General features: G+C 40.8%; 12 protein-coding genes and 1 other annotated feature. All 12 genes read left to right on the forward strand.

Annotated elements, in window-relative coordinates; genetic code table 11:
• Positions 1–214 precede the first annotated feature (214 nt).
• The 12 genes from FD50_RS01840 (at position 215) to rplT (ending at position 12482) form a co-directional block, all read left to right on the forward strand.
• Positions 215–694 (forward strand): MaoC/PaaZ C-terminal domain-containing protein, encoded by a 480-nt coding sequence (locus FD50_RS01840; RefSeq protein WP_056959881.1) that lies wholly within the window; start codon positions 215–217, stop codon positions 692–694.
• Positions 694–1395: a Bax inhibitor-1/YccA family protein gene (locus tag FD50_RS01845; RefSeq protein WP_056959883.1), complete on the forward strand. Its 702-nt coding sequence runs from the start codon at positions 694–696 to the stop codon at positions 1393–1395. The genes FD50_RS01840 and FD50_RS01845 overlap by 1 nt, the downstream gene beginning before the upstream one ends.
• A gap of 434 nt (positions 1396–1829) precedes the next feature.
• Complete coding sequence (polA, locus tag FD50_RS01850) at positions 1830–4502, forward strand: DNA polymerase I (protein ID WP_056959885.1); 2673 nt, start codon at positions 1830–1832, stop codon at positions 4500–4502.
• 26 nt (positions 4503–4528) lie between these two features.
• Positions 4529–5356 carry a DNA-formamidopyrimidine glycosylase gene (mutM, locus tag FD50_RS01855; RefSeq protein WP_056959887.1) on the forward strand — a complete coding sequence of 276 codons (828 nt, stop codon included), beginning with the start codon at positions 4529–4531 and terminating at the stop codon, positions 5354–5356.
• Positions 5357–5965: a dephospho-CoA kinase gene (coaE, locus tag FD50_RS01860; protein WP_056959889.1), complete on the forward strand. Its 609-nt coding sequence runs from the start codon at positions 5357–5359 to the stop codon at positions 5963–5965. It begins immediately after the preceding gene.
• Positions 5966–5986: 21 nt separating this feature from the next.
• A complete protein-coding gene (nrdR, locus tag FD50_RS01865) occupies positions 5987–6484 on the forward strand; it encodes a transcriptional regulator NrdR (protein WP_056959890.1) in 498 nt (165 codons plus the stop codon).
• A gap of 21 nt (positions 6485–6505) precedes the next feature.
• The gene (locus FD50_RS01870) at positions 6506–7864 is read left to right on the forward strand and encodes a replication initiation and membrane attachment family protein (protein ID WP_056960105.1); all 1359 of its coding nucleotides are present in this window, start codon (positions 6506–6508) and stop codon (positions 7862–7864) included.
• A 15-nt stretch (positions 7865–7879) separates the two neighbouring features.
• Entirely contained in the window at positions 7880–8803 is a 924-nt protein-coding gene (gene dnaI / locus FD50_RS01875) for a primosomal protein DnaI (RefSeq protein WP_056959893.1), read from the forward strand.
• A 311-nt stretch (positions 8804–9114) separates the two neighbouring features.
• Positions 9115–11058, forward strand: coding sequence for a threonine--tRNA ligase (thrS, locus tag FD50_RS01880; RefSeq protein WP_054757052.1), 1944 nt, complete (start codon positions 9115–9117; stop codon positions 11056–11058).
• A gap of 53 nt (positions 11059–11111) precedes the next feature.
• Positions 11112–11242 (forward strand) — a sequence feature (ribosomal protein L20 leader region).
• A 45-nt stretch (positions 11243–11287) separates the two neighbouring features.
• Entirely contained in the window at positions 11288–11785 is a 498-nt protein-coding gene (gene infC, locus FD50_RS01885) for a translation initiation factor IF-3 (protein WP_056959895.1), read from the forward strand.
• Between the two features lie 32 nt (positions 11786–11817).
• Complete coding sequence (gene rpmI, locus FD50_RS01890) at positions 11818–12018, forward strand: 50S ribosomal protein L35 (RefSeq protein WP_054757056.1); 201 nt, start codon at positions 11818–11820, stop codon at positions 12016–12018.
• A 104-nt stretch (positions 12019–12122) separates the two neighbouring features.
• Positions 12123–12482 carry a 50S ribosomal protein L20 gene (gene rplT / locus FD50_RS01895; RefSeq protein WP_054757059.1) on the forward strand — a complete coding sequence of 120 codons (360 nt, stop codon included), beginning with the start codon at positions 12123–12125 and terminating at the stop codon, positions 12480–12482.
• The last annotated feature ends 166 nt before the right edge of the window (positions 12483–12648 follow it).

The following is a 12648-nucleotide window of genomic DNA, read 5'->3' on the forward strand; positions in this document are numbered from 1 at the left end:
GGGCTGTGACAAAAGTTAAATTTTGTCACAGCCCCTTAGTGTTTGCTTACAATATTAAGAATCAACTTGGAATGCTGGTGCAATTAGATACTTAAAGTTTTGCTGATTTTTGACTAGCTTTTCAGATTTAATATTTTCTAAATAACTTATCGATTGTCGCATAAATGTGGATATGCTAGAATATTCTTAAGACTACGTGGAGGTGGCGCTATATATGTCAGAAGATACTCATAGGCGGGGCAAAACAATTGATGAGTTAGCCGAAGGTGATTCGCTGACCGTAAATGAAAGCATTTCTGATCGGGATATTATGCTGTATTTGGGAATGACAAACGATAACAATCCGCTGTATACTCAAGACGAGTATGCTAAAAGAATGGATTATGAAGGGGCAGTTGTACCACAAATCCTTCTGATGGGAATCATCACCAGTTCAATTTCAAAATTACTGCCGGGGCCAGGCAGTCAAGTTGTTAATTCATCAGTTAATTTTGTTTTACCGGTGTATCACAATGAAGATGTCACGTTTAACTTTGAAGTGATCAAGGTCGATACCATGAAGGAAGTTATTACACTTTCTGTAACTGGTGTTAAGGGGAGTGACGAACGTATTATTGACGCGGTCTTGATGGTCAAGCCGCCTAAAGAATTTTCAGTAGTCAACGAAACAAAAAAAATAGGGGTGAGTAGTTAATGAATAACGAACGAAAAATTATTAATCAAGAGCGTTCCGGCGTAAACAGTTTTTTAGCAAAAATGTATGCTTTTATGGCTGGCGCAGTTGGAATCTCAGCATTCGTTGCTTATTTAATCAACAATGTTTATTATGAACAAACAATGACGTTTATTGCGCAAAATCGCTTTATGCTCTTTGTGCTAATCGGCTTGCAGTTCTTTATTGCACTTTCAATGTCTTTTAAAGCCAACCGTGCTCCTGCTATCACAGGTCTCGGGTTAGTAGTATTTGCTGCAATTCAAGGGTTATTCTTTGGCATTGTGCTCTCAGTTTATACCGCGGCAGATGTTACGATGGCATTTGTTGCAGCAGCAGCGGTCTTCCTTTCGATGGCTACAATTGGTACCGTGACTAAACGTGACTTGTCTAAAATCGGCACACAGGCTTTGGCTGCTTTGATTGGTTTGGTAGTTGTTTCGGTTATCAACATTTTCTTGCAAAGCACAATGATCCAATTTGTATTTTCATTTTTCGGGGTGCTTATTTTTACAGCTTTAACAGCTTGGGATGCACAGAAATTCAAGCTTCTTTATCAGCAGACTGGGGCTCAGGTTTCGGCAACCAACTTGGCACTAATGGGAGCCTTGCAGCTGTATTTAGATTTTGTTAACTTGTTTATCAGTTTACTGAATATCTTTACTGGCTTTAACAACAAATAATAATTTGTTCTGGGTGTTATAATTGAGTTCAACTTGCTAGAACGGTCAATCTGGGTAATGGACACGAACCGGTTTAGTTTAACAATGAGAGCGACTTTATTCCGTTAGGAAAGAGGTCGCTTTTTTAGTTCGTAATTAGCTACAGTTCGATTAAGAATAATTTTCACCTTAAACAGATTTAGTTTTGTAATTTGGTGTTCGTGCACATAGCCTAACCGATACCTGTCGGCACTTCTATATAACGTGTTCCAGGTATCAGGCTGATGCGCCTAACCTCAAATTACGCATCGTCATAGCCCAACGATTTTGTAATTTGGTGTTCGTGCACACAACCTAACCGATACCTGTCGGCACTTCTAGCTAGTTCCTACCTTCCAAGTAAAATGTTTGGTAGAATAAAGCAAGGTAGACAATCGTTAAAAGGAGTTCGAAAAATGAATAATAAAAAAAAGCTTTTATTAATCGATGGCAACAGCGTCGCTTTTAGAGCGTTCTTTGCTCTGCACCAATCGTTAGAACGCTTCGTTAATCACAGTGGATTGCATACCAATGCAATTTATGGATTTAATACGATGCTCGATAACATTATAGAAAAAACAGCTCCCACACATGCATTAGTTGCATTTGATGCCGGCAAGCAAACTTTTCGAACTGCCAAGTTTTCAGATTATAAAGGTGGACGTTCCAAAACACCTACCGAACTTTCTGAACAACTCCCATACTTGCAAAAATTATTAACAGCTTATGGAATGAAAAGCTATGAACTAAAGGAATATGAGGCCGATGATATCATTGGAACACTGGCCAAGAGGGCCGAAGAAGACGGTTTTGAAGTTGTCATCGTGACTGGTGATCGTGATCTGACACAGCTAGCAACTCCTAAGACAACAGTTGCAGTGACACAAAAGGGAGTCAGTGAAGTTGAAAACTATACCCCTGAACATGTCTTAGAAAAATATGGAATTACTCCCGCACAAATTGTTGACATGAAGGGATTAGTGGGCGATTCATCTGATAATTATCCTGGAGTTGCCAAAGTGGGTGAAAAAACGGCGCTCAAACTTTTAAAACAGTTTGGTTCGTTGGAAGCATTGTACGAAAATCTCGATCAGTTAAAACCTTCGAAAATGAAGGAACACTTGGAAGAAGATCGTGAGACCGCCTTTTTATGTAAAGATTTGGCACGTATCCGGCAGAACGCACCGGTTAGTCTTGAACTCGCTGAGCTGGCATGGGCAGGGGAAAATGATGAACAGCTAACGTCTTTTTATGAAGAAATGGACTTTAAAAGTTTCTTACGTAAACGCGCGGCTAAAAATCCTGCAGAACAGCCAGAAAGAAGCATAAAAAAATTTGCTTACACAGTACTTGACGAGCAAACTATCACAAAGAGCAATTTTCAAGCGCAACAGGGCATTTCTTTTTACCTTGAAATGAGTGGCGCTAACTATCATCAAGCACCTTTGGTGGGGTTTGTACTCGTGTTGGGTGCTCAATACTTTGTTTCGCGAGACTGCAAATTATTACAGCATCCCAAGCTACGTCAATTACTGGCTGATCCCAAGGTGAAAGTGGACCTCTTTGATGGTAAGAGAACTTTTGTAGGGTTAGCACGGCTTGGAATTAATTTAACTGCAATTGATTTTGATCTTTTACTTGTTTCTTATCTTTTGAATACTAGTGAAAACAGTAATGATTTGGGTAAATTGGCACAGTTACATGGCTATGAAGACGTGCGCTCCGATGAAGAGATCTATGGGAAAGGAGCTAAGTATCAAATCCCGACAGATGATAAAATCTTTTTCGGTCATTTGTGCAGTAAGGCACACGCGATTACAACGCTAAAGGCACCCTTATTGCTGAAATTAAAAGAAAATCAGCAAGAAGAGCTCTATTTGAAGATGGAACGACCACTCTCACTAGTTCTAGGCGCGATGGAATTGGCAGGTATCAAAGTTGATCAGGCGCGGCTTGAACAAATGGGAAGTGAGTTCAAGGAAAGAATTAAAGAAGTTGAGCTGGAAATTTATAATGAAGCTGGTGAAGAGTTCAACTTGAATTCTCCAAAACAATTGGGAGTAATTCTGTTTGAGAAGCTGAAACTTCCGGTAATTAAAAAAACTAAGACCGGTTATTCAACTGCTGTCGGAGTACTTGAACAATTGCGGGGAATGGCACCGATTGTCGATAATATCTTAAAGTATCGTCAGATTGCTAAAATTCAGTCGACTTATGTGGAAGGCTTATTAAAATATATCTCACCTAAGGATAGTAAAGTGCATACAAGATATACACAAACTTTGACTGCAACTGGAAGATTATCGTCAGTTGATCCTAATTTGCAAAATATTCCGATTAGATTACCTGAAGGCAAGAAGATTAGACAGGTATTTGTGCCACGCAAAGCGGGCTGGGAAATCTTTTCTTCTGATTATTCGCAGATTGAGCTGCGCGTACTAGCGCATATTTCACATGACGAGAATATGCAAACGGCCTTTAAAGCTGGTGCTGATATTCATGCCAATACGGCAATGCAGATTTTCGGGTTAGATGCTCCCACACAGGTGACACCTAACATGCGGCGGCAAGCGAAGGCTGTTAATTTTGGAATTGTTTACGGAATCAGCGACTATGGTCTGGCACAAAATATTGGAATTACACGCAAACAAGCCAAGGCGTTTATTGAGAGATATTTTGAAATCTTTCCAGGAGTCCACGAGTACATGAAACGGATTGTTGAGCAGGCACATGCCAAAGGATACGTTGAAACACTTTTCAAACGGCGTCGCTATCTACCGGACATTAAGAGCAAGAACTATAATCTACGCTCTTTTTCAGAAAGAACAGCGATGAATACCCCAATTCAAGGAAGTGCGGCTGATATTATTAAAGTCGCAATGATTAATATGCAAAAAATGCTGCAGCAAGAAAAACTTCAGGCAGTCATGCTACTACAAGTGCATGATGAACTGATCTTTGAGGCGCCCGATGATGAGATTGAACGTTTGGAAAAACTTGTGCCGCAAGTGATGGATCAAGCTGTTTCGTTAGAAGTTCCGCTTAAAGTAGAGAGTTCTCATGGCAGCACGTGGTTTGATACTAAGTAAGATTGTGATGGAAGGAAGAAAAGCAGATGCCGGAATTGCCAGAAGTAGAAACGGTGCGTCGCGGGCTTGAAAAATTAGTACTTGGCGCCCAGATTGAGAATGTGAAAATTTATTACCCCAAAATTATCAATGGGGATCCCCAGAGCTTTCAACAAGAATTGCGTGGACGGACGATTGAAAGTATTACACGGCGCGGAAAATATTTGATCTTTAATTTCGATACTGGGATATCGTTTGTCTCCCATTTACGGATGGAAGGAAAGTACTTTGTTGAAAATCCTAAAACTCCACTTGAAAAACATACGCACATTGTTTTTACACTTTCTGATGGTCAGCAATTAAGATACAATGATGTGCGCAAATTTGGCAGGATGCATTTGGTGAAAACGGCGCAGGTCCAACAACTTCCAGGGTTAAAGAAGCTAGGTCCCGAGCCGACAGCAGCTTTATTTGACAAGCAACTTTTTTATGAAAGATTGAAACATAAGAAAAAAATGATTAAGCCTGCCTTACTAGATCAAACGATTGTTGCGGGGTTGGGAAATATTTATACAGACGAAGTTTTATGGTCTAGTAAAATAAATCCGCAGACACCTGCTGCACACCTCAGCAAAAGTGAGGCTGATCGCTTACATGATGAAATTATCACTGAGTTAGCACGAGCAACTAGCCAAGGAGGGACAACTGTCTTTACGTATACTGATACGTTTGGGCACGCAGGTTCTTTTCAAAAACAACTACATGCTTACGGCAGAAAAGGACAGCCTTGCGAACGCTGTGCAACACCACTGAAAAAAATAGTGGTCGGGCAGCGTGGGACCACCTTTTGCCCGCAATGTCAGAAGGTGAAATAATTGACATATGTTTTGGGGTTGACTGGCGGCATTGCAGCTGGCAAAACAACTGTCAGCGACTACCTAAAAAAAGCAGGTGCAGTCGTGATCGATGCAGATGTAATCGCACGCACGGTGGTATGTCCTGGAACTCCGGGCTTAAAGCAGATCGTGGCGGTCTTTGGCACGGAGATCCTCACCTCTAAGGGACAGTTAGCCCGTCAAAAATTGGGAAATCTTGTTTTTGCGGATCAGCATAAGCTGGCGAGCTTGAATCGCATTATGGGACCGTTGATTCACGCAGAGATTTATCGGCAACTAAAGGTTTATAAAGAAAAAAAAGTAAAGCTACTTGTGTTGGCAATTCCTTTATTATTTGAGGGCGGATATGCAAAATACTGTGATAGTGTAATGACGATTTCAAGCAGCAAAACATTGCAGCTTCAACGTTTAATGAACCGCGATGGATTAACGCAACAGCAGGCCAAGGAACGTCTTGAAGCACAAATGTCCGAAAAAGAGCGCAACCAACGTGCTGACATTGTGATTGATAATACTAAAGAAGTTGAAGAAACCCTGTCACAAGTGCTAAAATGGCTTATAACGAATGGGTTTGCAGAAAAAGCATAGTATTTTAACGAGGTGAAAAATATGAAATGTCCCCGCTGCCATCATAATGGTTCGCGCGTGGTTGATAGCCGACCTGCTGATGGCGGACATGTAATCAGGCGCCGACGCGAGTGTGAGGCCTGTGGGTTTCGCTTTACTACTTTTGAACGAGTTGAAGCGACACCGTTACTTGTCATTAAAAAGAATGGAACACGTGAGGAGTTTAACCGCGAGAAAATTCTACGTGGAATTGTCCGTGCTGCAGAAAAACGTCCGGTAGGTATGGATGAAATCACACGCATCGTTGATGACGTTGAAAATAAGGTCCGGTCATTAGGCGAAAATGAAGTTTCCAGTCAACTGATTGGTGAATATGTAATGGGCTTATTGGCGGATGTTGATGAAATTTCTTACATCCGTTTTGCGAGTGTTTATCGCCAATTTAAGGACATGAAAGTTTTCTTGAAAGAACTCAAGGAAATGATGGCACGTGATAAAAAAAATAAAAATAAAAATGAGAATGAATCCGATGATCAGTAAGGGGGAGTGACCAGCTTGACGATGGTTAACGATAGTTTTTCACCCAAAGATGGATTCATTGTTTTTTCTCGGCAGAAGTTGCTTGCAGGTGATCCTGAAATAGTCATTAAACTATATCAACCCCTGATTGGAGCAGCTTCATTCAGTCTTTATATGCTATTGCGCACGTTTGTTGCACAGAGGGTTTCGCTCTCTGAACGCAGAATGCACACAACTCTGTTAGAGCTATTGGATATGGGAGCAAATACGCTATATGAGGCACGGTGTAAGTTAGAAGCAATTGGACTGTTACGGACGTATGAACAAGAAGATGAATTGGGGAAAGTTGTTCTTTACGAATTACAGGCACCCCAACTTCCACGTGCATTTTTTGAAGATGATCTTTTGCGGACACTCTTGCTTGAGACTGTTGGAGAGCAGCAATTTAAAGCGCTGCAGCACTACTTTTTTAACCCGCTTTTTGAGCACCCACAAGCAGTTGAGACGACTAAACATTTCTTGGAAGTTTTCAATATTCAACCGCGCACACTGCAACAAAAGACTCGATTAGCAAGTCTTTTCGAGAGCTCTGCGACGAAAAAACCTGAGATGAGTTGGAAAGAGACTGGACTTGATCGTACTTTCGTAGTTGCGCTGCTTGAACATTCATTTATAGATACCAAGCAGGTGTTGGAGCATGAAAAAAAATTATTAGTAGCACACGTAGTTTATGGACTTGATGAGCTTACGCTAGTTAATCTTTTGGAGCAAGCCGCAAATGTAGCAACTAACAAAGTTGATTTTGCACTTTTTGAAAAGTTAGTACAACAGCAAAAACCACAAGGTGCGCTTACAAAACAGGTGAACCAGCCACAGGCTGAAGCTGTTACCAGCCAAGATGTTCCTCAGTTGCGACAAGAAGATCAAGGACTCTTAGATGCGTGTCGCGCCTATGCACCGGCAGACTTTCTGCGCGTCTTGAAAAAGGAAAAAGGGAGCTTTGCGACAGCTTCTGAATTGCATACTTTAGAATGGGTTGGACAAAAGAAACTTTTTCACCCTGCTGTGATTAATGTTTTGATTCATTACATGATGATTGACAGAGAAATGGCATTGTTGAATCGAAATTTTTTTGAAGCGGTGATTTCCGATTGGAGTCAAAAAAAGATCGCGACTCCTGAAGAAGCAATGCAGCAGGTACGCAGTTTCAATTCACTTAAGAAGCAACAAAAAACGCCGACTTCGAAAACACGACCGCGCAGACGCACGCAGGTAATTCAAAAAGAAAAGTTACCTGATTGGGCAAAGGATGGAGCACAGTTAACACCGCAATCTAAATTCAGCGAAGCAGACCGGCAGAAGTTAAAAGCGCGTCTTAGCAAATTTAAAAAGAAACAGTAAGAAGGGGGCGAAAAAATGAAGAACGTCGGTGATGAACTTGCGCAACAGTTAAAAAAGCACAACTGGACCAAAAATTATCAACAACTGATTCGACAAGCTTTTGCTGATCAAGAAGTTGCACGGTTTATTAAAGAAAATCAAACTGAGTTATCAAAAGAGGATCTCGTCCGCAGTGCAAGTAAGGTTTACGAATTTGTGACAATTAAAAAAAAGTTGGCAAATGGAGAAGAAGTTCCAGTACCAGGATATCGGCCCCAGCTGATTTTGAATAATCATCTAATTGAGGTTGCGTATGTCCCAAGTGAACAATTACTGCTTGCTAGAAAGCAACAGGCTGTGCGTGCACGTGTCCGTTCTTTGAATATGCCTAAAAGTGTTAAAGCTGCACAATTGTCGGATTATGATTTAGAAGGACGTGAAGAAGTTGCGGCTGCGGCTGGGAACTTTATTGAGCAATATATTGCGCAACCGCAAACATTTATTCCAGGGATGTATCTGGAAGGCAGCTTCGGTGTAGGTAAAACTTTCTTGCTAGGAGCGATTGCAAATGGCTTAGCCGAAGAAGGATACCAGTCGACGCTTCTTCATTTTCCTTCTTTTGCTGTTGAACTTAAAAATGCAATTAGTGGCGGCGGTACACTGGCAATGATTGAAAGTGTTAAAAAAGCTCCGATTTTAATGCTCGATGATTTAGGTGCTGATCAACTGTCAAGCTGGTTACGAGATGATGTCTTGGGCGTTATTTTACAATATCGAATGCAAGAAGAGTTGTCGACCTTTTTTAGTTCAAATCTATCAATGAAAGAGTTGCAGGAGCAGTATTTAACAATTAATAATCGCGGTGAGGCGGAGCCACTTAAGGCACGCCGTATCATGGAACGCATTCGCTTTTTAGCTCGAGAATACACAGTCATTGGGCGTAATAGAAGGCATTCTTAAAATCTAAAGTTAGTCTTGAATTAACAAAAAGATAGTGGTTTAATAATAGATGTTAACCGTGGAAGATAAAGAGCTTATCCTTGCAGGGATGGACGGTACTAACTGAAAACTGTCCAGTTGATATAGCTGACCACTTCCATTTGTTTTTCCAATGAAAAGTTGGAACGATTCGTTTCGTTAGCAACGTCTTGAGGAAGTTATGCTAAGCATGACTTTAAATTTTGGGTGGAACCGCGTTCTTAACGTCCCTAATGTGCAAGCGCACGTTAGGGGCTTTTTTTATTTATTTTTACGGGGAGGTATTGAGAATTATGGAAAAAATTAAGCTTGAATTTCCAGATGGAACGGTCAAAGAATTTGCAAAAGAAATAACAACGGAAGAGATTGCGAAGTCAATTAGTACTAGTTTAGCTAAAAAGGCAGTAGCTGGGCGTCTTAATGGTGAGCTGATTGACTACGAGTTTCCGCTTGTAGAAGACGGAAAAATTGAAATCATTACGAAAGAAACAGCAGAGGGTTTGCGGATCTTATGGCACACCGCAGCACTTGTTTTAGGTGCTGCACTGCAAGAACTTTATCCGACAATGAATTTTGGAGAAGTGCAGGAGACTGCGCACGGATTTTATCTTGATACTGATAATGCTCAGGGCCAGGTTGCTGAGACTGATTTTGAAAAAATTACGCAAAAGATGAAAGCAATTGTGAAACAAAATGTTCCGGTTAAAGCAGCCGTATTGTCACAAGCAGCGGCACTTAAATTAGTTGCAGATGATCCTTATACAACTGAACTTATTAAAGAAACAGGAAAAGATCAGGTACTCGTACATCGTTTGGGCGATTTTGTAGATGTTTCGCAAACACCGACACTTTCACAGACAAGTTCAATCAAGGTTTTCCAATTGCTGTCAGTCGCAGGTGCCTATTGGAAGGGTGCTTCAAGTAATCCAATGCTGCAACGTGTTTACGGAACTGCATTCTTTAAACAAAAAGAATTGGAAACAGAGCTGCAAAGAAGGCAAGAAGCCCGTGAACGCGACCATCGTGTGATTGGAAATGAACTTGATTTGTTCTTTGTTGATCCTAAAGTTGGTGCAGGATTACCTTACTGGATGCCTAAGGGTGCCACAATCCGCCGGACAATTGAACGTTATATTATTGATAAAGAAGTTTCGCGTGGTTATGAACATGTCTATACTCCTGTGTTAGCTAACCTTGATCTTTATAAGCAATCAGGTCATTGGGATCATTACCGTGAAGATATGTTTCCTCCAATGGATATGGGCGACGGTGAAATGTTGGAATTACGTCCAATGAACTGTCCATCGCATATTCAAATTTACAATCATCACATTCGTTCTTACCGCGACCTTCCTTTAAGGATTGCAGAACTTGGAATGATGCATCGCTATGAAAAATCGGGTGCTTTGACAGGACTTTCGCGTGTAAGGGAAATGACTTTGAATGACGGTCATACCTTTGTAGCACCTGATCAAATCGAAGAAGAGTTTAAGCAAACGTTGCAGTTAATGGTTTCTGTATATGCTGATTTTGATATCAAGGATTATCGTTTCCGGTTAAGCTATCGTGATCCTAAGAATACCCATAAGTATTTTGATGATGATGAAATGTGGGAAAAGTCACAAAAGATGCTGAAGTCGGCGATGGACGACCTTGGTCTTGATTACTTTGAAGCAGAAGGCGAAGCAGCGTTTTATGGTCCCAAACTTGATGTCCAGACCAAAACAGCACTCGGCGGTGAAGAAACACTTTCAACTATCCAACTTGATTTCTTATTGCCTGAGAAATTTGATCTGCACTACATTGGTGCTGACGGTGAAGAACATCGTCCTGTTATGATTCATCGTGGAATTGTTTCAACCATGGAACGATTCACTGCCTATTTGACAGAAATCTATAAGGGTGCGTTCCCAACATGGCTTGCACCACAGCAGGTCACGATAATCCCTGTTAAAAATGAATTGCATGAAGAATATTGCAAACAGTTGCGTGACCGTCTAGTTGCTCATCAAATTCGAATTGAAATTGATAGCAGAAATGAAAAGATGGGTTATAAAGTAAGACAGGCACAGGTTAACAAAGTACCTTATACTTTAGTAGTCGGTGATAAAGAAGTAGCAGAAAATGGAGTCTCTGTTCGTCGATATGGTGAAAAACAAATGACAAACGCAACTGCTGCCGGTTTTATCAATGAGATTTTAGCAGATATTGAAAGCTACAGTCGGCCTAACAAATAAAAATGGGCATTCATCCTTGACATGAAGCTTGATAGTTGCTACAATTAAACGGTTGAGAAAAGCAGAAGCACCCGCTTCTCGCCTAGCAAACGTGTTAGTTTACGGGCTATGAGTAATTAATTTCGAATTATGAAATAACGGTTTGCGGGTAGTTTTTGTTAACTACCCGCATTTTTTCTGTGTTTTCTCTTAATTTTAATGGAGGTGAAATACCATAGCAGTTGATAAAATGGTAAACGAAGGCATTCGTGCACGTGAAGTACGGTTGATTGCCAATGATGGTTCCCAGCTTGGGGTAAAAACCAAACAAGAAGCACTGCGGTTAGCAGAACAGGCTAATCTTGATCTCGTTTTAGTTGCACCAAAAGCGAAACCACCTGTTGCCAGGGTTATGGATTACGGAAAGTATCGTTTTGAACTGCAAAAGAAACAGCGTGAGGCCAGAAAGAACCAAAAGATTGTGAATGTTAAAGAAGTGCGTTTAAGTCCAACAATTGACGTCAATGACTTTAATACAAAAATGAAAAACGCGCGCAAGTTTCTTTCAAAAGGGGACAAAGTTAAAGTCTCTATTCGTTTCAAAGGACGAGCAATCACGCATAAAGAGATCGGCTATGATGTCTTAAATCGCTTTGCAAAGGAAACCGACGAAGTTGCGACTGTTGAATCCAGAGCAAAGATGGATGGACGCAGCATGTTTATGATGCTAGCACCTAAAGCTGAATAGCTAGTTTTTTTAACACTAGGAGGAAGAGTATTATGCCAAAACAAAAAACACATCGTGCATCAGCAAAACGTTTCAAACGGACAGGAAACGGCGGTTTAAAGCGTGCTAATGCTTTTACAAGCCATCGCTTTCATGGCAAGACGAAGAAGCAACGTCGTCAATTAAGCAAGCCATCTATGGTGTCAAGTTCTGATATGAAACGTATCAAACAAATGTTATCTCAAGTTAAATAATATTTGTCCGGGTTTCAATTAATTTTGATGAGGGTCTCAAGAAGACCTATATGCAGGTCAGCCTCAGATGAGAGCTGCTTGGATAAGATAAGGGAGGAATTTTCATGCCACGTGTTAAGGGTGGAACAGTTACGCGCCAACGCCGTAAGAGAATGATTAAATTAGCAAAAGGATATCGTGGAGCAAAGCATATCCAATTTAAAGTCGCAAAACAACAGGTAATGAAGTCTTACCAATATGCTTTTCGTGATCGCCGCAAGACGAAAACTAATTTCCGTAAATTGTGGATTGCACGTATTAACGCTGCAGCACGGATGAACGATATTAGTTACAGCAAATTGATGCATGGATTAAAGCTTGCGCAAATCGATGTTAACCGTAAGATGTTAGCTGACTTAGCAATCACTGACGGTGCAGCATTTACAGCAATTGTTGATGAAGCAAAAAAAGCATTAGCAAAATAGTTGTAGTAAAAAGCAAGAGGGTTGTGCCAAAAGTAGATTTTTGGCATAGCCCTTTTTTTAAAGTTAGGTGGACGTATTCAGGAAAAACGATCTGGGGCTCAGCCTGTGCCTAAGCCTAAATTACGCGTAACCAAATACGGGTTACTTTGTAATTCATTGCTTAGTC

Source organism: Liquorilactobacillus satsumensis DSM 16230 = JCM 12392, assembly GCF_001435195.1.
Lineage (GTDB): Bacteria > Bacillota > Bacilli > Lactobacillales > Lactobacillaceae > Liquorilactobacillus > Liquorilactobacillus satsumensis.

Bases quoted from the DNA above. Each gene is read 5' to 3' on its own strand.
- infC (WP_056959895.1), top strand. From the start codon at position 11,288: ATGGTAAACGAAGGCATTCGTGCACGTGAAGTACGGTTGATTGCCAAT.
- FD50_RS01840 (WP_056959881.1), top strand. From the start codon at position 215: ATGTCAGAAGATACTCATAGGCGGGGCAAAACAATTGATGAGTTAGCC.
- nrdR (WP_056959890.1), top strand. From the start codon at position 5,987: ATGAAATGTCCCCGCTGCCATCATAATGGTTCGCGCGTGGTTGATAGC.
- thrS (WP_054757052.1), top strand. From the start codon at position 9,115: ATGGAAAAAATTAAGCTTGAATTTCCAGATGGAACGGTCAAAGAATTT.
- FD50_RS01870 (WP_056960105.1), top strand. From the start codon at position 6,506: ATGGTTAACGATAGTTTTTCACCCAAAGATGGATTCATTGTTTTTTCT.
- rplT (WP_054757059.1), top strand. From the start codon at position 12,123: ATGCCACGTGTTAAGGGTGGAACAGTTACGCGCCAACGCCGTAAGAGA.
- dnaI (WP_056959893.1), top strand. From the start codon at position 7,880: ATGAAGAACGTCGGTGATGAACTTGCGCAACAGTTAAAAAAGCACAAC.
- mutM (WP_056959887.1), top strand. From the start codon at position 4,529: ATGCCGGAATTGCCAGAAGTAGAAACGGTGCGTCGCGGGCTTGAAAAA.
- polA (WP_056959885.1), top strand. From the start codon at position 1,830: ATGAATAATAAAAAAAAGCTTTTATTAATCGATGGCAACAGCGTCGCT.
- FD50_RS01845 (WP_056959883.1), top strand. From the start codon at position 694: ATGAATAACGAACGAAAAATTATTAATCAAGAGCGTTCCGGCGTAAAC.
- rpmI (WP_054757056.1), top strand. From the start codon at position 11,818: ATGCCAAAACAAAAAACACATCGTGCATCAGCAAAACGTTTCAAACGG.